This window comes from Lentzea jiangxiensis (genome assembly GCF_900104175.1).
GTDB lineage: Bacteria > Actinomycetota > Actinomycetes > Mycobacteriales > Pseudonocardiaceae > Lentzea > Lentzea jiangxiensis.
On sequence record NZ_FNIX01000003.1, the window covers coordinates 326,760 to 351,865 of the forward strand.

Consider the following 25,106-nt stretch of genomic DNA (forward strand, 5'->3'; position numbering starts at 1 on the left):
ACACCACGGAGGAATCGTCATGACCGGACTCCCGCCCGTCGCCGACCTCGCCACCTGGCAGAAGGCCCGCGACGAGCTCCTGGTCCGCGAGAAGGCCCACACGCGCGAGGGCGACGCGATCGCGGCCGAACGCCGGAAGCTGCCGATGGTCGAGTTCGACGGGAAGGTCGAGGTCGTCGGAGCGCAGGGGGCTGTGCCGTTCGTCGAGTTGTTCGAGGGGCGCGAGGAACTCGTCGTCTACAAGCACATGTGGTGGGACGGCGCACCACATCAGGGACAGTGCGAGGGGTGCACGCACGTGCCGTGGCACTTCCAGGACGCCGCCTACCTCCACGCGCGTGGTGTTTCGTTCGCCGTGCTGACAACCGGTGCGTGGGAGGAGGTGGCGCCGTTCGTGGAATTCATGGGCTACACGCAACCGTGGTACTCGGTGCGGGGCCTGGACGAGCCCGTCGGCGGGGAGATGGGGTACCTGACCAGCTACCTGCGCGACGGCGACCGCACGTTCCTCACCTACTCCACGACCGGGCGCGGGTGCGAGCGCGTCAACGGCTCGCTGGCGTTGCTCGACATCACCGCGCGCGGACGGGGCGAGCAGTGGGAGCGGCACCCCGAGGGCTGGCCGGAGGCGCGGCAGGCCGGCTGGTTCTGGCGGACGAACGCGGACGGGCAGCCCAGCTGGGACGAGGACAGCCGGCCCGTTCCCCAGTGGACGCGGCCCGGCGTCACGCCGGTGCGGACGCTCGGCAGGCAGGGGCACTGCCACTGAGGCAGCCGGTGGCGAGGACGCGGCGCTTCCCGTCGAACGTCGACAGGACGCTCCGCGCCTCGCCCTGCAGCGACACCACCGCGGGGTCGTCCGGCGAACTCGCGGCCGAGCCGCCCCACGCCGGAACGAGACGCACGGCCGTCACGACCTTGTACCGCTCCACCGAGCACGTCAGCGGATCCCCACGCCCGCGGCGGGCTGAGCAGCGTGATTCGTCGCGGTGCTGACGCTCCGTTCCGAGCCGAACGCCCTCCGCACCGGCCCAGGGACGCCTGGACCAAAGTATGACGGCGCGTTAGGCCAGGGTATGACGACGCGCGAGCGACGACGTCGTTATTGTCCGTTCCGATGGGGTTGACCTGGTCCTAAACCCCTTTTCCGCCGAAGGGACAGCCGCGTCATGTGGGAAGTTCTGCAGTCAGCGACCGATGTGCGGTCGCGCGTGACCGAGTGGATGGGGAAACGGTTCCTCGCCCACCTGAGCAAAACCGGGTTCGACCTCGAGTCGTCCTGGTTCGTGCCGTCACGCGTGCTGGCACCTCTGCGGCGCACCGGGCTGGACCCGGTGCCCGAGATGGCGCGGATGCAGGCCACCGCGCCGTTGACGCGACTGCCGCTGCCCGTGACGGTGTGGCTGGTGACGGGGTACGAGGCGTCCAAGCAGGTGCTCGTCGACTCCGAGGCGTTCAGCAACGACTTCGGCCACCTGCGGGAGCTCGGGCTGTTCTCGGACGAGGCACCGGGCGGGCTCGGGTTCAGCGACCCGCCGGAGCACACGCGGCTGCGCAGGGTGCTGACGCCCGAGTTCACCATGCGGCGGCTGTCGCGGCTCGTGCCGCGGATCGAGCAGATCGTCGCGGACCAGCTCGACCTGATGTCCATGAAGGACGGCGCGGTCGACCTCGTCGAGCACTTCGCGATGACGGTGCCGGCGCTCACGATCTGCGAGCTGCTGGGCGTGCCCGCGAGCGAGCGCGAGGAGTTCCAGCGGCGCAGCGTCTCGCGCTTCGACCTCGGCGGGGCGGCTACGACGTCGTTGTCCGCGGTGTCCGAGTCCATCGTGTACTTCCGCGAACTCGTGCGGGCGCAGCGGCTCGCACCGACCGACGGGCTGCTCGGTGAGCTCGTGCGCAAACACGGCGACGAGCTGGACGACGACGAGCTGGCCGGGCTGGCGGACGGGCTGCTGACCGGCGGCTTCGAGACGACCGCCAGCATGATCTCGCTCGGCACGCTCGCGATGCTGCGCAACCCGGCGCTGTGGGAGCAGGCGCTCGGTGACGACAAGGCCGTGAACGGGCTGGTCGACGAGCTGCTGCGGCACCTCAGCGTCGTGTCGGTGGCGTTCCTGCGGATCGCCCGGCGCGACATCGAGATCGCCGGGACGAAGGTCAGGGCGGGCGACATCGTGGCGTGCTCGCTGTCGCAGGCGAACCGCGACCCGAGCGTCTACGCGACCCCCGAGCAAATCCTCCCGGAGCGGGCCGCGGGTCAGCACCTCGCGTTCGGCTACGGCGCGCACCGCTGCATCGGGGCTGAGCTCGCCAAGATGGAGCTGCGGATCGCCTACCCGGCGCTCACCAAGCGGTTCCCGGAGATGCGGCTCGCGGTCGAGCCGGGCGACCTCGCGTTCCGCAAGCTCTCGATCGTCTACGGGCTGCACTCGATGCCGGTCCACCTCGGTCAGCAGCCCAGCCCCATCCAGCAGGTTCTCTGACGGAGTCGCGTGGGGGACGGCCTGATACACCCAACTTTCCTCCGTTGGGGTTGAGGGTCCACCCCTCATGCCTTCTCGTCGCCACTCGAACAGTCTTTGCCCACCACCGCATTCCGCGAACGGAAGGTAGAGACACCATGATCCGCCAAGCCATCGTCGCCGCCGCCACCCTCTCGACCATCGCGCTCCCGGCCGTCGCCGCCGCGGACCCGGTCATCGGCCAGCCGACGCCGTGCGTGAAGGTCACCGACCTGGCCGGCCCCGACTTCTCGGTGAAGCAGTGCGGGGTCAGCGACGTCGACCAGCACCGCGCGGGCCTGGAGAACAACGGCGGCTCGTACTGCGGGCCGTCGTCGCTCTACAACGTGCTGCACTACTGGGCCCACGAGAAGAACGCGCCGGTCGGGTGGCTGACCACGAAGGTCAAGAACCTGGCGCCGCACGACCAGGCCGACTACGGCGTGATCACCAACTCGATCGGCCGGATCGGGACCGACGCGAAGTACACGAGCAAGGGCACGAACCTCACGAACCTGCGGACCGCGTGGACCATCGCGACCAAGCCGGCGCGGGACGCGGGCTGGGCCGCGGTCACCGACGGCGTCAGCACCCACACCACCCCGGACTTCGGCGGTGAGATGGCGAAGAAGCTGGCTCGCGGCCCGGTGCAGATGATCTACGGCCGGTACTCGGCGGGACCGCAGAACAGCCTGCAGCGCGGCGGTGGTCACATCGTGACGGTCACGGCGGTGGACGGGTCGTTCGGCGGCGACACCGTGCAGGTCCGGTACATGGATCCGGCACGGGCCGCGGACCACGGCGTCGGCGACTACCTCAAGACGCAGTCCGGCTACGCGACGGTCACCGCGACGCTGACGAAGAAGGCCGTCCACCAGTACTCGCCGGTGACCGACGACCCGGACACCGACGTCGACGAGAGCCTCACGCCGGGCACCTACCGCTGGGTGACGCGCTGGCAGCTGACCACGCCGGACTCGACCGCGACGACCACGCGGCTCGTGGAGGGCTTCAACTGGTTCGACATGGCCCCGCCGGTCGGCTGACGACACGACGGGGAAGGGCCACCTGGATCTCCAGGTGGCCCTTCTCGTGTTCCTACTCCCTCATGCCGATGGCGTCGATCGGCTTGGCGCGCAACGACAACCGCGTCGAGATCGCGATCGACACCACGCCGAGCACCGCGGCCCCGGCGAGCGCGCCCAGGTAGACCGTGATCGGGCCGGAGGGCAGCGGGGCGCCGGTGAGGCCGACCGCCAGCACGGCCAGCGGGACCGCCGCCACCAGCGAGCCGAGCACGGCGGCCAGTCCGACCGTCAGCAGGGCCTCGGTCCGCATCATCCGCACCACCTGCCGCCGTCCGGTGCCGACGAGCCGCAGCAGGGCGAACTCGCGGCGGCGGGCCGCCGTGGACATCACGAGCGTGTTCGACACCGAGATCGCCACGTAGCCGAGGATCACGCCGACGGCGACGAGGTTCAGCAGGAACTGGGTCCGCTCGGCGTCGCGGTCCTGCGCCGCCACCCGGTCCGTCACCTGCAGACCGGGATAACGGTCGGTCAGGCCTCGCAGAGCCGTCGTGTCGGAGGCCCGCACCAGGACGGCGCTGTCCATGCCGGCGGTGGTGTGGGCACGGGCGTCGGCGGCCGAGAGCACGTAGTCGCCGAACGCCAGGTCGTGGTCGTAGGTCGCGACCACCCGCAGCTTCGCCGGGCTGCCGTCGGCGAACCAGAACTCGACGGTGTCGCCGATCTTCTTGTCCTCCGAGGAGGCGTGCGAGTCGCTCAACGCCACGGTGCCTCCGGCGAGGTCGTCGAGGCTCCCGGAGACGACGCCGAGGTCGACCAGCCCGCCCGCCGTCCGGTCGAGGCCGTTGGCCGGGCGGCTCTGCACCTCGACGGTCTCACCGGTCCTGCTCGCGGTGATCACCTGCGTGCGCACCAGCGAGGTGGCGGTGACGCCGGGGAGCCGCCGGGCCGCGTCCGCGACCTCGGCCGGCACTCCCGCGACACCGGTGACCACGTGGCCCGCGGTGATCGACCTGGTGGTCTCCTGGCCGACGGCGGCGGTGAAGGTCGTCTGGCTGTAGTAGTTCACCACCGCGAACCCGATCGCGAGCATCAACGGCGTCACCGCCGCGGCGAGGCGCCGGGAGTTCTTCAGCACGTTCGCCGCCGCCAGGTAGCCGCTCACGCCGGACGACCTCGCGAGCACCGGGGCGATCACCCGCACCGCCGCCCCGATGACGCGCGGGCCGGTGAGCGCCAGGCCGATGATCAGCACGAGCGCCGCCATCACCGACATCGCCGCGCCGAGCTGGCCGCGCAGGAACAACGGCAACGTCGTCGCGCCGAGGCCGAGACCGACCAGCGCCCAGCCGATCGCGAGCCTGATCCTCCCGGCGTCGCGCTTCTGCACCGCGGCCTCGCCCAGCGCCTCGACCGGGTTGATCGACGACGGCCTGCGCGCGGCGCTCCAGGCGGCGAGACGTGCCGCGCCGACCCCGATCAGCAGTGCCGCGACCAGCGGGATCGGGCTGATCGAGAGCGCGAAGTCGTCCGGCACCACGCCGATCCTCGCGAACGCGGCGCGCAACCCCTGGCTGACGCCGATGCCCAGCAGGCTGCCGGCCACACCGGCGACCACGGACACCACCGTCGTCTCCACGCCGATGAGCCTGCGGATCTGCCGCGGCGTCGCACCGACGGCCCGCAGCAGGGCGAACTCGCGGCGGCGCTGCTCGACGCTCAACGCCAGGGTGCTGGCGACCACGAAGATCGCGACCAGGACCGCGTACCCGCCGAACGAGCCGGCCAGGATCGCGAGGATCGACTTCGTCCGGCTGACGTCGTCGAACTCGGCCGCGCTGCGGTCGGCGCCCTCCGACACCGTGACGCGCTCGCCCTTCAGCGCCTCCTCGACCCGGTCCGCGTTCGCACCGAGCACCCCGATGGCGCTCACCTGGTCCGCGCGCCCGGCGAGCTCGGCCGCCTTCGCCTCACTGAAGAACATCGCCGCCTGACGGGCACGACCGGGCGCCTCGGCGATGCCCGCGACTCGGTGGGTCACGGGCGCCGAACGGGTCATCACCCGCACCTCGCCGCCCACCGCGACCCCCGCCTCGGCGGCGAGCGCCGAGTCGAGGACGACCTCGTCGCCCCGAGGAGCGTTCCCCTCCTTCAGCGTGAACGGCGCCAGCACGGCGGAGTCCCAGTTGTGGCCGAAGGACGGCTTGCCCGCGAGCGGCTGCCCGTCCGGCCCGACCACCACGGCCTGGAAGGTCCGCTGCGGCACCGCGGCCTTCACCCCGGGCACCGCGGCGATCCGGGCCGCGAGGGCGGCCAGGATGCCCGGCTGCTCGGCGGCGTGTTCGAACGCCAGGACGTCGGCGCCGGGCGGCCGGACGATCCGGTCCCCGGTGACGACCACGTCGGCGGCGGCGTAGCGCTGCGTCGGGACGCCGCCGCGCAGACCGGACTCCATGAGGATCCCGCAGGCCGCGACGAGCGCGGTGCCGCAGAGGATCGCGACGAAGGCCCCGGCGAACCCGCCGGTGCGGGCCTTGACGGTCTGCCAGGCGAGGGTCAGCACGACTTCTCACCCCCCACGAGCCGCGCCACGAGGACCGTCGCGCAGACCAGCAACTCGACGCCGGGCACTCCGCCCGGCCGCGTCAGGTTCAGCACGCTCACCACTCCCCCAGGTGCGTCATCCGCTCGGCCACGCGCTCCGGCGTCGGCCCGGCGAGCTCGCCCGCCAGCCGTCCGTCGGCCAGGAACAGCACGCTGTGCGCGGCAGAAGCGGCTACCGGGTCGTGCGTGACCATCAGGACCGTTTGGCCCATGTCGTCCACAACGGACCGCAGCAGCGTCAGGACCTGGTGCGCGGTGCGCGAGTCCAGGGCGCCGGTCGGTTCGTCGGCCAGCACCACCTCGGGCCTCGCCACCAGGGCACGGGCGATCGCGACGCGCTGCTGCTGGCCGCCCGATAGCTCGGCGGGCAGCCGGTCGAGCCGTCCGTCGAGACCGACCCTGCCGACCACCTCGCGCAGCCACCGCCGGTCGGCGGCCCGGCCGGCGAGGCGCAGCGGCAGGGTGACGTTCTGCTCCACGGTCAGCGACGGCAGCAGGTTGTAGGCCTGGAACACGAACCCGATCCGGTCGCGGCGCACGGCGGTCAGCGCGGCCTCCTTCAGGCCACCGAGGTCGGTGTCGCCGAGCAGCACGCGCCCGGACGTCGGCCGGTCCATGCCCGACGCGCAGTGCAGGAAGGTGCTCTTGCCCGAGCCGGACGGGCCCATCACCGCGGTGAAGGTGCCCCGCCGGATGCCGACGGTCACCTCGTCCAACGCCGTGACCGCTCCCGCACCCGAGCCGTACACCTTCCGCACCGCCTGCAGCGACAGCGCGTCTGCCCTCATCACGTTCTCCTTGCTCAGCAACGACTTCCTGAGGAAGAACGTAATTTCGCCGATCGCGCGGAACGATCACGCAGACTGCCCGGCCGGAGGTGGAGCAGGCTCCACCCGCGACCGGCTTCGTCCGCGCCGACAGATCGCGGACGTCAGGTTCGTCGGCCGGGACGAGGTGCGCGCGGGGGCGCCGACCCTAGCGTTGCCGGTGACCGGAGTCACGTCGACGTGGATGAGGCGCGGATGTCCCAGCTCAACGAGATCAGCGACTGGCTGCGGGAGAACCCGCCGCGACTGGTGGCCGAGCACGGTCGACGACTCGACGTTCCTGTTCCGGAGGACGAGGACAAGACCCGGTCGTCCGTGGTGTCCTACTCGCTGCCCACCGGGGAGCAGTACGTGCACGTGAGTGTCCGCGCAACGCCGAAGGTCTCCTGATGAACCTGCTGAACGACATCGAGCGGCTCGTGACCTGCGAGTCGCCGTCCACCGACCTGGCCGCCGTCGCCCGCAGCGCGGAGGTCACCGCCGAGGTGGGCTCCGCGCTGCTCGGCTCGCCGCCCGAGCGGATCGTGCTCGACGGCCGCACGCACCTGCGGTGGCGGCTGGGCACCGGGCCGCGCAAGGTGCTGCTGCTCGGCCACCACGACACCGTGTGGCCCATCGGGACGCTGGAACGCATCCCGTTCGGCGTGCGGGACGGCGTGCTGCGCGGGCCGGGGTGCTTCGACATGAAGACCGGCGTCGTGATGATCTTCCACGCCGTCGCGTCGCTCGGGTCCCCCGACGGCGTCACGGTGCTGATCACCGGCGACGAGGAGATCGGCTCGCCGTCGTCGCGGGGGCTGATCGAGGCCGAGGCCGTGGAGCACGCGGCCGTCCTCGTCTGCGAAGCGTCGGCGGACGGCGGTGCGCTCAAAACCGAGCGCAAGGGCACCTCGATGTACGAGGTGACCCTGCACGGCCGGGCCGCGCACGCCGGGCTCGAGCCCGAGCGCGGCGTGAACGCCACGGTCGAGGCCGCGCACCAGGTCCTCGCGGTCACCCGGCTGGCCGATCCGGCCACCGGGACGACCGTCGTGCCGACCGTCGTCTCCGCCGGCACGACGACGAACACCGTTCCCGCGAAGGCGAGGTTCATGGTCGACGTGCGCGTGCGGACCACCGCCGAACAGCTCCGCGTCGACGAGGACTTCCAGGCGCTGCGACCGGTGCTCGACGGCGCGAAGGTGGAGGTGACGGGAGGCCCGAACCGCCCGCCGCTCGAGCTGTCGGCGTCCGCCGCGTTGTTCGACCTGGCGTCGGCGTTGCTGCCGGGTCTCGCGCAAGCCGCGGTCGGGGGTGCCTCGGACGGCAACTTCACGGCGGGCGTGGGCGTTCCGACGCTCGACGGGCTCGGCGCCGTCGGCGGAGGAGCGCATGCTGAGAGCGAGCACGTGCTGGTGTCGGAGATCGCTCCGCGCACCGAGCTGCTCGCGGCGCTCGTGAGGGAGCTGACATGACCCTGGTGACCCGGAACGTCGTGGTCCGGCAGCTCACGGACCACGCGGAGCTCCTCGCCACGCAGCGGCTGTACGAGTCGATCTGGCGGCCGACCGGACCGGGCGGCGCTTCCCCGGTCACCGCGGAGCTGCTGCGCGCCATGACCAAGGCGGGCAGCTACGTCGCGGGCGCGTTCGACGGCGACGACCTGGTGGGTGCCTGCATCGGCTTCTGCTCACCCCCGGCGGCGGGCGCGCTGCACAGCCACATCGCCGGGGTGGCGGCGGGCATGCGCGGCCGCAACGTCGGCTACGCGCTCAAGCTCGACCAGCGGACCTGGGCGCTCGAACGCGGGCTGAGCGAGATCACCTGGACGTTCGACCCGCTCGTGCGCCGCAACGCCTACTTCAACCTGGGCAAGCTCGCCGCCCGCGCGACCGAGTACCTGCCCGACTTCTACGGCCACATGGACGACGACATCAACGGCGGCGGCGAGACGGACCGGCTGCTGGTCAGCTGGAAGATCGCCGCCCCCGAGGTCGTCGCCGCGTGCGCCGGGCAGCCGCACACCGTCAGCGCGTCCGGGGTGGTCGGGCTCGGCATCTCCGAGGACGGCCTGCCGGTGCGGGGCGTGTGCTCCGCGGACACGGTGCTCGTCGCCGTGCCGCCGGACGTGGAGGCGCTGCGGGCCGCGAACCCGGCCGCGGCGACCGAGTGGCGTTACGCCGTGCGGGAGGTGCTCGGCGGCCTGCTGGCCGCCGGCGCCCGCGTCACCGGGTTCGACAGGTCGGGCTGGTACGTCGTGCAGAGGAGTGGTTCGTGAAGCTGGACGGGGTGGAGATCCGCTGGGTCGAGATGCCGCTGAGGTCGCCGTTCCGCACCTCGTTCGGCACGCAGACCGTGCGGCAGCTGTTGCTGCTGCGCGCCGTCACGGACTCCGGCGAGGGCTGGGGCGAGTGCGTCGCCATGTCCGAGCCGGTGTACTCCTCGGAGTACCTGGAGGGCTGCGCCGACGTGCTGCGGCGGTTCCTGGTTCCCGCGCTGACAGGTCCCGTCGACGGCATCTCGGTGGCGCCGCGCCTGAAGAAGTACCACGGGCACCGGATGGCCAAGGCGGCATTGGAGATGGCCGTGCTCGACGCCGAGCTGCGGGAGCGGGGGGTGTCGTTCGGCCGTGAGCTGGGCGCCGTCCGCGCCCGCGTGCCGTGCGGCGTGTCGGTCGGGATCATGAACTCGATCCCCGAACTGCTGAACGCGGTCGGCGGGTACCTCGACGAGGGCTACGTCCGGATCAAGCTGAAGATCGAGCCGGGCTGGGACGTCGAGCCGGTGCGGGCCGTGCGCGAGCGGTTCGGCGAGGACGTGCTGCTGCAGGTCGACGCGAACACCGCCTACGCGCTCGGCGACGCGCGGCACCTCGCGAAGCTCGACCCGTTCGACCTGCTGCTGATCGAGCAGCCGCTGGACGAGGAGGAGCTGCTCGCCCACGCGGAGCTCGCGAAGGTGGTGAAGACGCCGATCTGCCTGGACGAGTCGATCACCTCGGCGTCCTCGGCCGCCGACGCGATCCGGCTCGGCGCCTGCCAGATCGTCAACGTCAAGCCCGGCAGGGTCGGCGGCTACCTGGAGGCGCGGCGCATCCACGACGTCTGCGCGGCGAACAACATCGCGGTGTGGTGCGGCGGGATGCTCGAGACGGGCATCGGCCGGGCCGCGAACGTGGCGCTCGCGGCGTTGCCCGGCTGCACCCTGCCCGGCGACACCTCGGCGTCGGACCGCTACTACTCGATGGACGTCACCGAGCCGTTCGTGCTCGACGACGGCCATCTGACCGTCCCGACAGGCCCCGGGCTGGGGGTGACGCCGCTGCCGGACGCCCTGGACGCGGTGACGGTGAAGACGGAGTGGATTCCTCTGGCGTGATCGCTGCACTGACCTGCGGAAGTGCAACTCTCGCAGGTCAGTGCAGCTTCGTCCGAATTCGTTGAGGGACGTACTGGCACGTTCAACGCATGGTTCTGCTCCCGGGTCGTGCTCCCACAGCCGACGACCAGCTCCACCGACCTTGTCCGGTCTGAGAGCCATGCCCCGCGCATTCACTCGCGAGACGTGTGGGCGACATGATCCCCAACGCCGAGCACTGGAGGGTGTCCGTCTGGGAGGCGCAGGAGCTGCAGCACGCGATCATGGGCTACCTGCCTGGGTACGCGACGCCGCGGATCGTGTGCGACGTGCCGTACGTCGGGAAGCGGTGGGTGCACCAGCTCGCCGAATACGACCGTGATCCGGGCATTCCTGCTGGACCAAGAATTACCGAACCGGGATCGAACTCGAAGACTCCGAGGCACTGGACCCCCGCTACCCCTACTACGACCCGCTCTCCACCTCGGCGAGGCCGGCAGACGTGATGGACTGACCAGACCTGGCAGGCCACGACGGGGCCGCTTTCGGGACATCTTCCGAAGGCGGCCCCATTGACATGTTTTAACTGGTCAGACCCCACCGTCGAGCGAAGACCCGACTTCGGCGACGGTGCCTACGGCCACGACAGCACCATCGACGCCCTCCACACCGGCGGAATCGGCACCTGCACGGTTCGGTTAGTCATCGGCTGAACAGGTGAAAGGCTTGTCGACCGGTCACGCAAGCGGCGCGCTCGGGTATGGTCGAGGAGGCGACCTGGGGTGATGAAAGTGCGAAGTATGTGCTGCGATATCTGCGTCCAAAAGTCGGCGGAACGCATGAAGCAACAGACTGGGGTTTAATCGACTTGCATCCTCCTGGCACGGCCAGGACAGTTTGGGGCAAGCGCGAGTCGTGCACGAAATGAAGGCTATTCAATACCAAGGGTGGTGGCCTTGAGGTGTCGATGAAGACGTATGACTGGCGACATGTGACCGCCATTCCAGCGTTGTTGGTCGTAGTGGCGATTGGAACGATGTCGTTTCCTGACACCGCGGCAGCAGAGAGCCGTACAACGAAGACGGCGTGGGCAAACGACACGTTCTCGGTCTGCTCGGTCACCTGTTCCGAGGGGTACGCCGTTGGCGGGATCATCTGGGGCAACCGCACGGCGACGGTGCAGGGATCAGTGACCAACCACTACGCAGACTTCACCACCGTCTACTTCGACGCGTTCGCTGGATCGACCAAGGTGGACAGCGCCACGCGCAGCAGCAGCGCTGGTGACGTCAGCTATCGGTTCGACATAGGCAATCCTGACCTGCCGGGAGGGGTTGACCGCATCAGGGTGCAAGTGTGCTCGACGGCTGGCGGCGACCGCCTGTGCGGATCGCAATACAACGAGATCCGCGACTGATCACGTCATCGACGCCTGCATCCGTGCGGGCTTCACTGTTGCGACGAACGATTGTCAGCTCGCGTCGCAGCCATGGATGACGGTGGTCGATCTAAGCCCAGAAATCGACGATACAAGAGAGGGCAACATGACAAGGACGTCGCGAGCAGCCCGGAGGCTGGGCGCGCTGACCACCGTGACGATGGCGTCGGGCCTATTCGCTGCCGGGATCGCATCGGCAGGGCCCAGCTCAGCTGCGTGGGCCAACGACACGTACTCGGTGTGCTCGGCTAGCTGTCTCTTCGACGGGGGCGCTTCGGGCGGTGTTATCTGGGGCAACCGGACCTCGACAGTGCAGGGCTCGGTGTGGAGCTACTTCGGCAACCCCACCACCGTCCACTTCGACGCGTTCGCCGGTTCCACGAAGGTCGACAGCGAGACTAGAACAACCAGCAGCGCGGGGCTGAGCTACAACTTCACCATCGGCAACCCCGATCTGCCCGGTGGGGTCGACCGCATCAGGGTGCAGGTCTGCACGACGCATGCCGACGGGGCACGGGCCTGCGGCGACCAGTTCAACATGATCCGAGACTGACCTCGGCCACCCGTCCTCTGAAGGATGCGCTTCCGCGCCCGCTCAGGCGGTTCGCGATGTCCCGCCTGAGCGGGCCGAGCAGCCCCTAACACCGGGATACAGCAAGGTTCGAATACCTGCACTCCACCAGTTGCCTCTATCGCGGCGTGAACGGTTCGGGTTCGCCCATGCCCGCGCCGACCTTGGCGGCGAAGGGGTGACCGTAGGGGTCGACCAGCAGGATCCGCTGGGTGAACGGCGGCGGCGAGAGGGTGATGATGTTGTGGTCGCTGGCCAGCTCAAACAGCGTGTCCATCACCTCGCGGCTGGCGGTGCGGTCCGGGTGGGTCTCGACCGGCAGACCTCGACCCGGACCTCCAGCAGCCAGTGCTAGGTGTGCTGCCGACGCTGGTCGTTGACAATCTGGTCAAAGTACGAATCGCAACTGCACAAACACATTCTGCCGTACTGGTCCGGCACTGCACTCTGCGACATCGAGCGGATCAAGGTTAAGGGCTGGGTCAACAAAACGCTGCGGTCCAATCTCGCCGACAAGAGCGCGCAGGACATCCTCACGCTCTTCCCCCAGATCCTCGGCGAGGCGGTCGACGAGAAGCTGATCGGTCAGAACCCATGCCGGAGCTGCGCATCGCCTTCGCAGGTTCACCAGAGCGGCCGCACGCCACTACGGACGAGGTTGACGCGATCGCGAAGGATGCACTCTGACGACGGATTGATGGTGATCACAGCCGCTTACACCGGTCTGCGCCGGGGCGAACCGGCCGGGCTGCAGTGGATCAGGACTTACCTGGATCCGAACCCGCGTATCACGGTAGATCCGAGGTTCGGAGCGCTTCACCAGGTTCAGGACCCAAAACCGTCCTCGGGCCTCCCAAGGCCCCGGCCAGCGCCCGCGATGTCCATCTGCCGCCATTTCTCGTGAACGAACTGCTCGCTCATCGTGAACGCAACCCCGACTCGCAATTCGTTTTCACCACGAGGCGTGGTGTCTTGCACCGCCGGTGCAACTTCCGGCTCCGAGCCTGGTTGCCTGCACTCGCGGGCAACGAGGCGCTCGGCTGGAGTTCACTCAAGGAAGGCGTGGTTTTCACGACCTGCGCCACACGCAAGAGACCTGGCTTATCGAGGACGAGGTGCCACGCGTGCTGAGGTTGGAGCGGCTGGGCCACAAGCGCACTTCCACCGATGATCGACACTCGCACGTGACCGAAGCCATGATCAGTCGAATGCTCGAACAACTCCAGCGCCGCTGGGAAGTGGATGGCGGGTGGTCCTGGAGTGCGGAAGGACCGGGCAAAGCCTGGTGACCACCTGGCCATCGCGAATGTGTTCATCACTCGCGCTCCCACACTGCTCCCATTTCGCGAAAATGCTTGGGCATCCGGAATCGCTGAGAGGCACTTGACCAGGCTAAACATGCCGGTGTGCTAGTAGGCTTCAATCAGTGAACACTACTGGGATTCCTCTGTAGACGGTGGGCGGGGTGGTGGACATGAGCCCGCGAACAGGCCTCACCCGCGTGCTGGACGACCTGGGCACCACGCTGATCGACCTCGTGCGCGGCGATCCCGGCCGGTCCGCGGACATCGGCGGCGTCGTGATCCACGACCCGGACGACGAACAGGCGCTGCCGCCGTCCGCGCTGGTGCTGGGCGTCGGCGTGCGCGAGCCGGCCGGGCTGCTCGACCTGCTGGGCGAGCAGGACGCGGCCGCGCTCGTCGTGCGCGGCCCGGTCGTGGTGACCGACGAGGTCGCCGCGGCCGTCGACCGCTCCGGGGTGGCGCTGCTCGGCCTCGCGCCGGGCGCGTCGTGGAACCAGCTCGCGGCGATGCTGCGCTCGCTGCTCGCCGAGGGCGAGGTCGGCCCGTCCGAGACCCTCGGCGGCGTGCCGGCCGGGGACCTGTTCGCGCTGGCCAACGCCGTGGCGTCGTTGATCAGCGCCCCGGTGACGATCGAGGACCGCAGCTCGCGCGTCCTCGCGTTCTCCGGCCGCCAGGACGAGGCGGACGCGTCGCGCGTCGAGACGATCCTGGGCAGGCGGGTGCCGGCGCGCTTCTCCCAGCTGCTGGAGGCGCGCGGGGTGTTCCAGCAGCTCTACCGCAGCGACGAGCCCGTCACCATCGAGGGCCTGCCCGCCGACGACGGCACGTTCTGCCTCCCCCGTGTCGCCGTGGCGGTCCGCGCGGGCGACGAGTTCCTCGGCTCGATCTGGGCCGCCGTCCGCTCCCCGCTCTCCCCCGACAGCTCCGCGGCCTTCCGCGACGCGGCCAAGCTCGTGGCACTGCACATGATGCGCCAGCGGGCGGGCGCCGACGTCGAACGGCGGCTGCGCGCCGACCTGGTGTCGACCGCGGTGGAGGGCGGTCCGGGCGCGGCGGAGGCGGTCCGGCGTCTCGGACTCGCCGACCAGGCGTGCGTGGTGCTCGCGTTGGCCCTGGCCCACTCGCACGGCGACGACCCGGCCGCACACGCCCGTCTCCTCGCCGAACGCCAGCAGGTCGCCGACGCGCTCGCCATGCACCTCACGGCCGTGCACCCGCGCGCGGCGGCCGCGTTGATCGGTGACGTCGCCTACGCGATCCTGCCGGCGGAGTCCGAGGACCGGGCGTTGCGGATCGCGGCCGACTTCCGCACCCGCATCGGCAACCAGGTGCTCGTCGGCGTGGGCGAGGTGTCGGACGGCCTGACGCTGTCGCGCTCGCGGGCCGGCGCCGACCTGGTGCTGCGGGTGTTGCGGGCCGGACGGGCCTCACGTCCGGTCGCGCGGGTGTCCGATGTGCACAGCGAGGGGCTGTTGCTGGAGCTGTCGGACCTGATCGCCGAACGCGGGGACACCCTGACCGGGCCCGTCGCGCGGCTGATCGCGTACGACCGCAAGCACAACGCGTGCCTGGTCGAGACGCTCTCCGCGTGGCTGGACGCGTTCGGGGACGTGGCGGCCGCGTCCGCCGCCGTGTTCGTGCACCCCAACACGTTCCGGTACCGGCTGCGGCGGTTGTCGGAGGTCGGGGGGATCGACCTGGGCGACCCGAACGCGCGGTTCGCGGCGATGCTGCAGCTGCGGTTGTGGCGGCCGGACCGCTGACCCGTCAGGGCTGGGACGTCCGCATGTGCCGTTGTGCCAGGGCCACGAACGCCTCCGTCGACGGGTGCGCCGCCCCGGCCGGCCACGCCAGGTGCACGGAGACGGGCTCGGCGTCGGTCAGCGGCAGGTAGGTGATGCCGGGCTGCGGGTGGTGGTGACGGGTGCCCGCCGCCGTGACGCCGACGGTCGTGCCGGTCGCGATGGAGGTCAGCCACTCGACCACGCCGGGCACGTCCACCGTCCGCGGCCGTGCGCCCGCGGGCCAGAGGTCGGCGCTGGTGGTCGCCGCCGTCTCGCACACCGCGACGCATTCACCCACGAGGTCGTCCAGCACGAGGGCTTCCCGGGACGCGAGCGGGTGGTCGTCCGCGACCGCCGCGATCCGCGGTTCCTCGACCAGCGCCACGTGACCGAGGCCCGTGCCGGCGGGTTCGGTGCGCAGGACGGCCACGTCGGCCTCGCCGCGCCGCAACGCCGCCTCGGGGTCGTCGGCCTGCCGGATGCGCACGAGGACGTCCGGGTGCTCCGCGCGCCACTCCCGCAGGAACGGGATCGTGAACCGGCCGAGCGCGGCCCACGCGAACGTCAGCCTGATCGGCTGCGGCTGGACGGCCTCCGCCAGCGCCGAGTCGAGCGAGGTGAGGATGCGGTGGCTGTGCTCCCACAGCCGCCGCCCGGGGTCAGTCAGGGCGACGTGCCGGGTCGTGCGGTCGACGAGCCGCACGCCGAGGCGCCGTTCCAGCTGCTCCAGCGTCCGGGAGAGCGCGGGCTGCGTGACGTGCAGCGCCCGCGCGGCCGCGGTGATCGACCGGTGGTCGCCGATCGCGGCGAGGGCCCGCAGGTGGCGCAGCTCCACATTCATGACCACCGATCATAAGTGCTGCACGAACGGCATTTCACAGGCACCGCGAGCGGACCTAGCGTCGACGGCATGAGGATTTTGCTCGTAGGAGCCACCGGCCTGCTCGGCACCGCCGTCCACCAGGCGCTCGCCGAACGCAAGCACGACGTCGTGACCGTCGCGCGCACCGGAGGCGATCTGCGGTTCGACGTCACCGACCCGGCGCAGGTCGCCGAGCTCTACCGGACGGCGGGGCAGGTGGACGCCGTCGCGTCGGCCGCCGGGCACGTGCCGTTCAAGCCGTTGCGCGACCTGACGATCGCGGACCACCAGGCCGGGCTGACCGGGAAGGTGCTGTCGCAGGTCGCACTCGTGCGGGAAGGGCTCGCGCACGTCACCGAGTCGTTCACGCTGATCACCGGCGTGCTCGCCCGCGAACCGGTCGTCACGGGCGCCGCCGCCTCACTGGCCAACGGCGCCGTCGAGGCGTTCGTGCGGGCGGCCGCCATCGAGATCGCACCGCAGCGGATCAACGCCGTGAGCCCGACCGTGTTCACCGAGGCGCTCGACGTCTACGGCGACTACTTCCCCGGCATGAAGCCGGTGCCGCTGGCCGACGTCGCGCGGGCGTACGTCCGTTCGATCGAGGGCCGGCAGACCGGGCAGGTCTACGTGCCCTGAACCCGCACCCTGCTCAGCAGGCGGTCCACCAGGTCGGGCAGCTGCTGCTCCCCGGCTCCTTCGAGCCACAGCCCGATGCCGGTGCGGATCGTGGTGAGGAACGTCGCCGCCATCAGCCGGGCGACCTCCTCGTCCGGCTCGCGCGGGACCAGCGCGGCGGTCAGGTCGCGTTCGAGCGCCACTTGACCGCCTGCCTGTCGCGCGAGCAGTGACGGGTGCCGGCGCAACAGCCGCAGCTGGGCCATCCACTCGACGTCCGGGAGCGGCCGGACGCGGTACAGCTCGGCCGTGGACGCGCGCAGGGCCTGCCACGCCTCCTCGTCCGCCGGCCGCGCCTCGACGAGCGAGATCAGCGCCCTGAGCCGGTCGCGGTCCGCGTCCAGCACCGCATCCTCCTTGCTCGCGAAGTAGTTGGAGAACGTCCTGCGGGACACCCCTGCCTCGTCCGCGATGTCCTCGACCGTCACCCCGTCGAGCCCGCGTTCCACCGCGAGCCGCAGGGCCGCGCCGGCCAGCGCCCGCCTGGTCACCGCCTTCTTCTGCTCGCGCAGCGTGCTGGGGGTCTCCATGCGGGTCAGCGTAGCGGTGTAAGTTGCTCATTGCGCAAATTTGCACACCGCGCAAGAATTAGGGCGACGAAGGGGCGGACGTGACGATCGAGACTCGGGCGATGGGGCACCGGCAGGTGCTCGAGTCGCTGTCCGGACTGCTGCTCGCGCTGTTCGTGGCCATGGTCAGCTCCACGGTGGTCTCCACCGCGCTGCCGCGGATCATCGGCTCGCTGAACGGCACGCAGACGCAGTACACCTGGGTGGTCACCGCCACCCTGCTCACGGCGACGGCCACGACCCCGATCTGGGGCAGGCTCGCCGACCTGTTCAACAAGAAGACGCTGGTGCAGGCCGCGATCGTGATCTTCGTGATCGGCTCGCTGCTCAGCGGCTTCGCGCAGGACACCGGGCAGCTCATCGCCGCCCGCGCGTTCCAGGGCCTCGGCGTCGGCGGTCTGCAGGCGCTGGTGCAGGTCGTGATCGCCGCGATCATCCCGCCGCGCGATCGGGGCCGCTACAACGGCTACCTCGGCGCGGTCATGGCCGTCGCGACGGTCGGCGGCCCGCTGCTGGGCGGCCTGATCGTCGACGTGTCGTGGCTCGGCTGGCGCTGGTGCTTCTGGGTCGCCGTGCCGATCGCCGCGCTGGCGTTCGGCGTGCTGCAGGCGACCTTGAAGCTGGAGACCGCGCGCCGCGAGAACGTCGAGATCGACTACCTCGGCGCCGTCCTGATCGCCGCCGGCGTGAGCGTGCTGCTGGTCTGGGTCTCGTTCGTCGGCACCTCGTTCGGCTGGCTGTCGTGGCAGACCGCCGCGATGGTCGGCTCCGGTGTCGCACTGCTCGGCGTCGCGATCGCCGTGGAGCTGCGGGTCGAGCAACCCGTGGTCCCGCTGCACATCGTCGCCCGCCGCACCCCTGCCCTGGCGATCATCGCGAGCCTCGCGGTCGGCATGGCCATGTTCGGCGGCGCGGTGTTCCTCGGCCAGTACTTCCAGATCGGCCGCGGCTACTCCCCGACCGAGGCGGGTCTGCTGACCATCCCGATGATGGCGGGCGTGCTGGTGTCGTCCACGGTCTCCGGCCGCATGATCAGCCGCACCGGCAGGATCAAGCCGTACATCGTCGCGGGCACGATCATCCTGGTGCTCGGCTTCCTGGGCCTGGGCTTCGTCGACCACGCCACCGCGCTGTGGATCGTCGGCGTCGCGATGGCCGTCGTGGGCGTCGGCGTCGGCATGACGATGCAGAACCTCGTGCTGGCCGTGCAGAACAGCGTGCCGTTGAGCGAACTGGGCGCCGCGAGCGCGACCGTCACGTTCTTCCGCTCGCTCGGCGGCACGATCGGCGTCTCGGTGCTCGGCGCCGTCCTCGCCAACCGCGTCACCGCCGACCTCTCCGCCGCGCTGCGCGTGCCGGCGGGCCAGTCGACCGGCAGCACCAGCGCCCTGAACCTGCAGGCACTGCCGCCCCAGGTCCAGACGGTCGTGCACACCGTCTACGGCGACGCGACGGCCCACATCTTCCTGATCTCCGCCGCGGTCGGCGTCGTCGGCATCATCGCGGCGCTGCTCCTCAAGCCGATCACGTTGCGCACGACGATCGACCTCGAGAAGAAGGAAGCAGACTCAACGGTCGCACGATGACCGAGGGGGAACCATGAGCGCCGGCCCGACCAACGCCTTCCAGTCCGCAGTGGCTGAATTCGGTCCCGCTCCCCTGCCGTCGTCGCGGACCATCATGGTCGGCGTCGACGGCTCGGACACGGCGATGCGCGCCGCGGCCGCCGCCTTCGGCCTGGCCCGCCGCCAGGGAGCCCGCCTGGTCGTCGCCTTCGTGGCGTGCCACTCGTCCCTGGCGGCGTTCAGCCCGGCCGTGGCGTCGGTGTTCGAGCACGAGGCCACGGCCCGGCTGCACGCCGAGCTCAGCGACCAGACCCGTTGCGCCGCCGAGGAACTGGACGTGCCGGTGACGTTCGTGAAGGCGTTCGGCGACCCGTTCACGGTGCTGCGCGACTCGGCGGACCAGTGCCGGGCGGACATGGTGGTCGTCGGGGCGTCACGGCAGGCGGGGCACCGGTTCGCCGGGTCGGTCGCGACCCGGCTGGTCAAGACGGGGCACTGGCCGGTGCTCGTGGTGCCCTGACCTGGCCACGCGCTACCTCGGCAAGCCGGTTTCACCCCCACAGCCACCACCTCGGACGACTTTGACCGGGACGGGACAGTCCGTGCGTTAGGACTGGGGGCCATGGTCCTGCCCGCGTTCACCGCGCACCCCGCCCCCGAACGGCCGACGAGCAACCCCCTCAACCCCACCCCGACCACGCTCTGGTACCCGGCTCCCGCCGACGAGGCGAAGATCATCGAGCAGGGCCTGCCGATCGGCAACGGCCGCCTCGGCGCCCTGGTCGGCGGCGGCGTCGAGAAGGACTTCCTGTACCTGACCGACGTCACCCTCTGGACCGGCGACCTCAACGACACCCCCGACGGCGACGGCCAGCTCCCCTACGACTCCACGCACTTCGGCACGTTCTCGCTGCTCGCCAGGCTCCACGTCGAGATGCCGTCCCACGCCGGCGCCACCGGCTACCGCCGCGAGCTGGACCTCAGCAACGGCCTGGTCACCACGAAGTACTCGCACGGCGGCAAGCGGTACCGCCGCGAGATGTTCTCGAGCCACCCGGACGACGTGGTGGTCGTCCGCCTCACCGGCCCGGACCAGTCCGGCACCGTCACCCTGACCGGCGCCCACGGCGAACCGACCGCCGGCGACGCCACGCACACCGCCGCCGTCTTCAGCGGCTCCTTTGCGAACGAGCTCGCGTACAGCGGCGTCGTCACCGCGTTCAGCCCGGACGGGACAGTCGCGGTCGACGGCACGAAGCTGACCTTCACCGGCTGCTCGGACCTCGTCGTCCTGTTCTCCGGCGGCACCAACTACGTCCCGGACGCCGCGACCGGCTTCCTCGACCCGCAGGCCGAACCGGCCCGGACCGCCCTGCGGAAGGCAGCCGTCCGAGCCAGGCCCGACGACCTGGTCCGCACGCACGTGGCCGACTACCGCGAGAGGTACGACCGCCAAGAGCTCGACCTCGGCCGTTCCACCGACGCCCAGCGCGAGATGGACACGTGGACCCGCCTGCGGGCGAGGGCGGCCGGCACGACCCCGGACCCCGAACTGGAGGCGAGCTACCTCCAGTTCGGCCGCTACCTGGCCATCACCGGCTCACGCGACACCCTGCCGATCACCCTGCAGGGCCTGTGGCTGTCGGACAACGAGCCCGCCTGGCGCAGCGACCACCACACCGACATCAACATCCAGATGAACTACTGGCTGGCCGACCGAGCGGCCCTGTCCGACACGTTCGAAGCCCTCGCGAACTACTGCGCCGCCCAGCTCCCGGCGTGGACCGGCACCACCCGGTCGGTGTTCCAGGACCCCCGCAACAGGTTCCGCAACACCAACGACCGCGTGGCGGGCTGGGCAGTCGCCTTCTCCACCAACATCCACGGCGGCAGCGGCTGGTGGTGGCACCCCGGCGGCAACGCCTGGCTGTGCATGTCGCTCTACGAGCACTACGAGTACACCCTCGACCGCGACTACCTGGCCAGGATCTACCCACTGCTCAAGGGTGCGTGCGAGTTCTGGGAGGCCCGCCTCGTCGAAACCCCGCAGGGCCTGGTCGACGACCACGACTGGTCACCGGAACACGGCCCGCAGGACGCCCGTGGCATCACCTACACCCAGGAGCTCGTGCACCACCTCTTCGGCAAGTACCGCACCGCCACCGACGTCCTGCGCCGAGACCAGCCCTACGGCCGCAAGATCACAGCCCTGCGAGACCGCCTGCGCCTTCCGGAGGTGAGCCCGAAGACCGGCGTGCTGCAGGAGTGGATGTCCCCCGACGACCTGGGCGAGACCACCCACCGCCACCTCTCCGGGCTGGTCGGGTTCTTCCCGGGCGACCGCATCAACCACGACGACTCCCCCGCCGCCCTGCTCGACGGCGTGCGGCAGCACCTGATCAGCCGGGGCACGGAGAGCTTCGGCTGGGGCCTCGCCTGGCGAGCGGCCTGCTGGGCCCGCCTGAAAGACGCCGACCGCTCCTACGAGCTCATCCAGAAGGTCCTCCGCCCGTCGATCGACAACGCGAACGGCACAGCCCCGAACTTCTTCGACATGTACAGCTTCGGCGACAGCTCGGCCTTTCAGATCGACGCGAACCTCGGCGCTCCCGCCGCCATGCTGGAAATGCTGCTGTACTCCCGCCCCGGCGTGATCGAGCTGCTCCCCGCACTGCCCTCGGCGTGGGGGACGGGCTCGGCCACCGGCATCGGCGCACGCGGCGGCTTCTCGGTGGACATGGTGTGGAAGGACGGCGAGGTCACCAGCGCGACCATCCGAAGCGTGGGCGGCACGGAAACCGAGGTGCGCTTCGGCACCCGGCGACGGCGGATCACCCTGCGAACGGGCGAGTCCACAACCCTGCGCCCCTAACCGCGAAACCGGAGGCGAGGAGCACCCCGGCGCGAGGCCGAAGCGACGGCGAAGCCGAGCCCCTTCGGCCTACGGCAAGGCCTTCCGGTGGGGTGCCCACACCTACGCGGCAGGCCCCCCGACGGCCGCAGGGGAACGCTACGCAACCGCAGCGGTGGATCCCCGAACCACCAACCCGGTGGCCAGCTCGATGTGCAACGCCTCCAACGCCTGCCCCTCCACCATCCGGATCAACTGGGCCACGGCGATCCGCCCCATCTCCTCCAACGGCTGCCGAACGGTGGTCAACGGCGGCGAAGTCGCCTCGGCCAGATCGATGTCGTCGAACCCGGCGACCGACAGGTCGGCGGGTACTCGAAGCCCCAGTTCCCGAGCGGCCTGCAAAGTCCCCACTGCCACCTTGTCGTTGAAGCAGACGATGGCCGACGGCCGGGGCGAGCCCTGCAACAACTCGGCGGCGGCACGACGACCATGCGCGGTGGTCGGCTCCACGTGCCGCAACCGATCAGCCGCCAGCAGCACCCCGGCCTGGGCCAGCGCCGCCCGGTGCCCGGCCAGCCGAGCGTCTCCCGCCAGCCACTCCTCCGGCCCGGCGATCACCGCGATGTCCCGATGTCCCAGCGAGATCAGGTGATCCGCCACGGCCCGAGCCCCGGCGAAGTGCGCGGCGGACACCGAAGCGATGTCCGGCAACGGCGACACCCGCGGATCCAGCACCACGAACGGGAACCCGGCCCGGGACAGCGCGAGCAGCTCCTCCCCGTCCTCGGGAGGCAGGATCAGGATCGCCGCGTCCACGTCGCCGGTCTCGGGCAACGACCTCAGGACGGAGGATCCCTGCCCGGACTCCCCGGCGTCCAGCAGCAGCCGCAGGCCGTGCAGCTTCAGCCCTTCGGCGACAGAGGACACGAGCAACCCGAAGTAGTCCGTCAACACGTACGGACACCGGACGTAAACGGTGCGAGTCCGCTGCGAGGCCACCGCGCGCCGCTCCACGGCCTGCAACACCAGGTCACGAGTCCGCTGGGCCACGTTCACGTGGTCGTTCAGCACGCGGGAGACGGTCGCGATCGAGACTCCGGTCTCCGCCGCGATGTCCCGCAGGCTCGCGCGCTGTTTCACGTTCTCGATCTTGCGTTCCACCAGGTCACTGTACCGGAACTCCACCAGACCATTGACGCTCGCCACGACCGGGTGTTTCATCCTGGAACACAGGCGTTTCACAGTGACGAACGCCGTTACAAGCCCGAAGGACGGCGATGAGAACTACCGCGATCGTGGCTCTGGCAGCCGCCCTGACGGCTGTGCCGGCCGCTGCACCCGCTTCGGGCACACCCGACTCGGCCGGGGTGCGGGTCTGGGTCACCACCCCGGACCGGGCGGAACTGATGCACGAACGCCCGCGCGTCACGTTCGGCAAGCAGCGGTCAGCGCACCCGACGATCGTGGTCGACCCCGGTCGCCGCTTCCAGGAGGTCGACGGATTCGGCGCGTCCATCACCGACTCGTCGGCGGCCCTGCTCGCGAGCCTCCCGCCCGCCACCAGGGCCGACACGATGCGCAAGCTGTTCGACCCGAAGACCGGCATCGGCGTGAGCTTCCTGCGCCAGCCCGTCGGCTCGTCCGACTTCACGGCGGCGAAGGAGCACTACACCTACGACGACGTGCCGGCCGGACAAACCGACTTCGCGTTGCGGCACTTCAGCATCCGGCACGACGAGGCGAAGGTCCTGCCGTTGCTGCGCGAGGCGAAGCGGCTCAACCCGAGGCTGAAGGTCATGGCCACGCCGTGGAGCCCGCCGGCGTGGATGAAGACCAACGACTCGCTCGTCGGCGGTCAGCTCAAAGACGACCCGAGGATCTACGACGCGTACGCGCGTTACCTCGTGAAGTTCGTGCAGGCGTACGCGAGGGCCGGTGTGCCGGTCGACTTCCTGTCGGTGCAGAACGAGCCGCAGAACCGCAAACCCGACGCCTACCCCGGCACCGACATGCCGGTCGCGCAGCAGGTGGAGGTGATCGAGGCGCTCGGCCCGAAGCTCGCGCAGGCGAGTCCGCGCACGAAGATCCTCGGCTTCGACCACAACTGGGCCACGCACCCCAACGACGGCACGGCGGAGGCCGACTACCCCTACCAGGTGCTGCGCAGCGAGGCCGCGAAGTGGGTCGCGGGCACGGCGTACCACTGCTACTACGGCGATCCGAGCGCGCAGACCGCGTTGCACACCGCGTTCCCGGACAAGGGGATCTGGTTCACCGAGTGCTCGGGGTCCAGGAGTGCCACCGATCCACCGGCCAAGGTCTTCAGCGACACGCTGCGCTGGCACGCCCGCAACGTCGTCCTCGGCACCACCCGCAACTGGGCGCGCAGCGCGGTGAACTGGAACATCGCGCTCGACAGCACCGGCGGCCCGCACCTCGGCGGCTGCGGCACGTGCACCGGTCTCGTCACCGTGCGGCCGGACGGCTCGGTCGTCACCGACGCCGAGTACTACACGATCGGGCACCTGTCGAAGTTCGTGAAGCCGGGCGCACGGCGGATCGGCAGCACGTCGTTCGGCACGACCGGCTGGAACGGGCAGATCATGGACGCCGCGTTCCGCAACCGGGACGGTTCCACGGCCCTGGTGGTGCACAACCAGCACGACGACCCGCGCTCGTTCGCGGTGGAGCTCGGTGACCGGACCTTCGAGTACACCCTGCCCGGCGGTGCGCTGGCGACGTTCACCTGGACCACCCAGCACCGGAGCAGGCTCGACCAGGTGCCGCTGACCGGTGCCTCCGCGTCGCCCGACGGCGCGGCGGCCATCGACGACGACGCCTCGACCCGCTGGTCCAACGGCGCCGCCCAGGCCCCCGGCCAGTTCCTGCAGGTCGATCTGGGGCGTCGCGAGGACTTCCGGCGCGTGGCGGTCGACTCCGGCGGCAACCTCGGCGACTACGCCCGCGACTGGGAGCTCTCGGTCAGCGACGACGGCACGTCCTGGCGCTCGATCGCGTCCGGCGCAGGCGCCGGCCAGCTGACCACGATCAACCTCCGCCGCACCACCGCGCGCTACCTGCGCATCACGTCCACCGGGAGCGCGGGCAACTGGTGGAGCATCGCGGATTTCCGCCTCTACAACTGAAGAATCCGCTGTCGGGCGCCCAAACCCCTGCAAGGA

General features: G+C 70.5%; 23 protein-coding genes and 1 pseudogene. 18 read left to right on the forward strand and 6 right to left on the reverse strand.

The annotated features are described in order from the left end of the window. Window positions 1-19: 19 nt before the first annotated feature. The 3 genes from BLQ91_RS12410 to BLQ91_RS12425 all read left to right on the forward strand — a co-directional run bounded on the left by BLQ91_RS12410 (window position 20) and on the right by BLQ91_RS12425 (window position 3,550). Window positions 20-769: a DUF899 family protein gene (locus BLQ91_RS12410; protein ID WP_090096948.1), complete on the forward strand. Its 750-nt coding sequence runs from the start codon at window positions 20-22 to the stop codon at window positions 767-769. A gap of 442 nt (window positions 770-1,211) precedes the next feature. After that, the gene (locus tag BLQ91_RS12420) at window positions 1,212-2,486 is read left to right on the forward strand and encodes a cytochrome P450 (RefSeq protein ID WP_245733364.1); all 1,275 of its coding nucleotides are present in this window, start codon (window positions 1,212-1,214) and stop codon (window positions 2,484-2,486) included. A gap of 137 nt (window positions 2,487-2,623) precedes the next feature. Continuing rightward, window positions 2,624-3,550 carry a hypothetical protein gene (locus BLQ91_RS12425; RefSeq protein WP_090096951.1) on the forward strand — a complete coding sequence of 309 codons (927 nt, stop codon included), beginning with the start codon at window positions 2,624-2,626 and terminating at the stop codon, window positions 3,548-3,550. A 52-nt stretch (window positions 3,551-3,602) separates the two neighbouring features. Here BLQ91_RS12425 and BLQ91_RS12430 read toward each other — a convergent pair whose 3' ends face one another. Together BLQ91_RS12430 and BLQ91_RS12435 are read right to left on the reverse strand one after the other, a co-directional pair. Then, window positions 3,603-6,095 carry an FtsX-like permease family protein gene (locus BLQ91_RS12430; protein ID WP_090096952.1) on the reverse strand — a complete coding sequence of 831 codons (2,493 nt, stop codon included), beginning with the start codon at window positions 6,093-6,095 and terminating at the stop codon, window positions 3,603-3,605. Between the two features lie 97 nt (window positions 6,096-6,192). After that, a complete protein-coding gene (locus BLQ91_RS12435) occupies window positions 6,193-6,924 on the reverse strand; it encodes an ABC transporter ATP-binding protein (protein ID WP_090097224.1) in 732 nt (243 codons plus the stop codon). A 234-nt stretch (window positions 6,925-7,158) separates the two neighbouring features. Here BLQ91_RS12435 and BLQ91_RS12440 point away from each other — a divergent pair, with 234 nt between their 5' ends. From BLQ91_RS12440 to BLQ91_RS12470, 7 genes and pseudogenes are all read left to right on the forward strand, one after another. Beyond that, window positions 7,159-7,353 (forward strand): hypothetical protein, encoded by a 195-nt coding sequence (locus BLQ91_RS12440; protein WP_090096953.1) that lies wholly within the window; start codon window positions 7,159-7,161, stop codon window positions 7,351-7,353. Beyond that, window positions 7,353-8,417, forward strand: coding sequence for a M20 family metallopeptidase (locus tag BLQ91_RS12445; RefSeq protein ID WP_218130248.1), 1,065 nt, complete (start codon window positions 7,353-7,355; stop codon window positions 8,415-8,417). Before BLQ91_RS12440 ends, BLQ91_RS12445 begins: the two co-directional genes overlap by 1 nt. After that, window positions 8,414-9,220 carry a GNAT family N-acetyltransferase gene (locus BLQ91_RS12450; protein ID WP_090096955.1) on the forward strand — a complete coding sequence of 269 codons (807 nt, stop codon included), beginning with the start codon at window positions 8,414-8,416 and terminating at the stop codon, window positions 9,218-9,220. The genes BLQ91_RS12445 and BLQ91_RS12450 overlap by 4 nt, the downstream gene beginning before the upstream one ends. Next, complete coding sequence (menC, locus tag BLQ91_RS12455) at window positions 9,217-10,320, forward strand: o-succinylbenzoate synthase (protein ID WP_090096956.1); 1,104 nt, start codon at window positions 9,217-9,219, stop codon at window positions 10,318-10,320. Before BLQ91_RS12450 ends, menC begins: the two co-directional genes overlap by 4 nt. Before the next feature lie 194 nt (window positions 10,321-10,514). Next, window positions 10,515-10,813: pseudogene (locus tag BLQ91_RS42600) on the forward strand (lysine 2,3-aminomutase); the annotation flags it as partial. Window positions 10,814-11,266: 453 nt separating this feature from the next. Further along, window positions 11,267-11,716, forward strand: a complete 450-nt coding sequence (locus BLQ91_RS12465) for a hypothetical protein (protein WP_143022610.1) — start codon at window positions 11,267-11,269, stop codon at window positions 11,714-11,716. A gap of 343 nt (window positions 11,717-12,059) precedes the next feature. Next, window positions 12,060-12,290, forward strand: coding sequence for a hypothetical protein (locus BLQ91_RS12470; protein ID WP_143022611.1), 231 nt, complete (start codon window positions 12,060-12,062; stop codon window positions 12,288-12,290). A gap of 136 nt (window positions 12,291-12,426) precedes the next feature. On the opposite strand, the gene BLQ91_RS41245 is transcribed toward BLQ91_RS12470, so the two are convergent. Then, on the reverse strand, window positions 12,427-12,585 hold the full coding sequence (locus tag BLQ91_RS41245; protein WP_176959705.1) for a hypothetical protein: 159 nt from the start codon (window positions 12,583-12,585) through the stop codon (window positions 12,427-12,429). Window positions 12,586-12,684: 99 nt separating this feature from the next. On the opposite strand from BLQ91_RS41245, the gene BLQ91_RS40235 reads away from it, so the two are divergent. The 3 genes from BLQ91_RS40235 (at window position 12,685) to BLQ91_RS12480 (ending at window position 15,375) form a co-directional block, all read left to right on the forward strand. Then, a complete protein-coding gene (locus tag BLQ91_RS40235) occupies window positions 12,685-13,212 on the forward strand; it encodes a hypothetical protein (protein WP_143022612.1) in 528 nt (175 codons plus the stop codon). Window positions 13,213-13,432: 220 nt separating this feature from the next. Next, window positions 13,433-13,597 (forward strand): hypothetical protein, encoded by a 165-nt coding sequence (locus BLQ91_RS41250; RefSeq protein ID WP_176959706.1) that lies wholly within the window; start codon window positions 13,433-13,435, stop codon window positions 13,595-13,597. Window positions 13,598-13,782: 185 nt separating this feature from the next. Beyond that, on the forward strand, window positions 13,783-15,375 hold the full coding sequence (locus tag BLQ91_RS12480) for a PucR family transcriptional regulator (RefSeq protein WP_090097225.1): 1,593 nt from the start codon (window positions 13,783-13,785) through the stop codon (window positions 15,373-15,375). Between the two features lie 4 nt (window positions 15,376-15,379). Here BLQ91_RS12480 and BLQ91_RS12485 read toward each other — a convergent pair whose 3' ends face one another. After that, window positions 15,380-16,237, reverse strand: a complete 858-nt coding sequence (locus BLQ91_RS12485) for a LysR family transcriptional regulator (protein ID WP_090097226.1) — start codon at window positions 16,235-16,237, stop codon at window positions 15,380-15,382. 69 nt (window positions 16,238-16,306) lie between these two features. On the opposite strand from BLQ91_RS12485, the gene BLQ91_RS12490 reads away from it, so the two are divergent. Then, window positions 16,307-16,897 carry a short chain dehydrogenase gene (locus tag BLQ91_RS12490; protein ID WP_090096960.1) on the forward strand — a complete coding sequence of 197 codons (591 nt, stop codon included), beginning with the start codon at window positions 16,307-16,309 and terminating at the stop codon, window positions 16,895-16,897. Here the strand turns inward: BLQ91_RS12490 and BLQ91_RS12495 are convergent. Then, window positions 16,885-17,466 (reverse strand): TetR/AcrR family transcriptional regulator, encoded by a 582-nt coding sequence (locus BLQ91_RS12495; protein WP_090096961.1) that lies wholly within the window; start codon window positions 17,464-17,466, stop codon window positions 16,885-16,887. The genes BLQ91_RS12490 and BLQ91_RS12495 overlap by 13 nt on opposite strands. A 101-nt stretch (window positions 17,467-17,567) precedes the next feature. Here BLQ91_RS12495 and BLQ91_RS12500 point away from each other — a divergent pair, with 101 nt between their 5' ends. From BLQ91_RS12500 to BLQ91_RS12510, 3 genes are all read left to right on the forward strand, one after another. Beyond that, window positions 17,568-19,091: an MFS transporter gene (locus tag BLQ91_RS12500; RefSeq protein ID WP_090096962.1), complete on the forward strand. Its 1,524-nt coding sequence runs from the start codon at window positions 17,568-17,570 to the stop codon at window positions 19,089-19,091. A gap of 13 nt (window positions 19,092-19,104) precedes the next feature. Then, window positions 19,105-19,590, forward strand: a complete 486-nt coding sequence (locus BLQ91_RS12505) for a universal stress protein (protein ID WP_090096963.1) — start codon at window positions 19,105-19,107, stop codon at window positions 19,588-19,590. Window positions 19,591-19,692: 102 nt separating this feature from the next. Further along, the gene (locus BLQ91_RS12510) at window positions 19,693-21,942 is read left to right on the forward strand and encodes a glycoside hydrolase family 95 protein (protein WP_090096964.1); all 2,250 of its coding nucleotides are present in this window, start codon (window positions 19,693-19,695) and stop codon (window positions 21,940-21,942) included. Between the two features lie 138 nt (window positions 21,943-22,080). Here the strand turns inward: BLQ91_RS12510 and BLQ91_RS12515 are convergent, their stop codons facing one another. After that, a complete protein-coding gene (locus BLQ91_RS12515; protein ID WP_218130249.1) occupies window positions 22,081-23,085 on the reverse strand; it encodes a LacI family DNA-binding transcriptional regulator in 1,005 nt (334 codons plus the stop codon). Between the two features lie 116 nt (window positions 23,086-23,201). On the opposite strand from BLQ91_RS12515, the gene BLQ91_RS12520 reads away from it, so the two are divergent. Further along, window positions 23,202-25,070 carry a discoidin domain-containing protein gene (locus tag BLQ91_RS12520; protein WP_090096966.1) on the forward strand — a complete coding sequence of 623 codons (1,869 nt, stop codon included), beginning with the start codon at window positions 23,202-23,204 and terminating at the stop codon, window positions 25,068-25,070. Window positions 25,071-25,106: the final 36 nt, after the last annotated feature.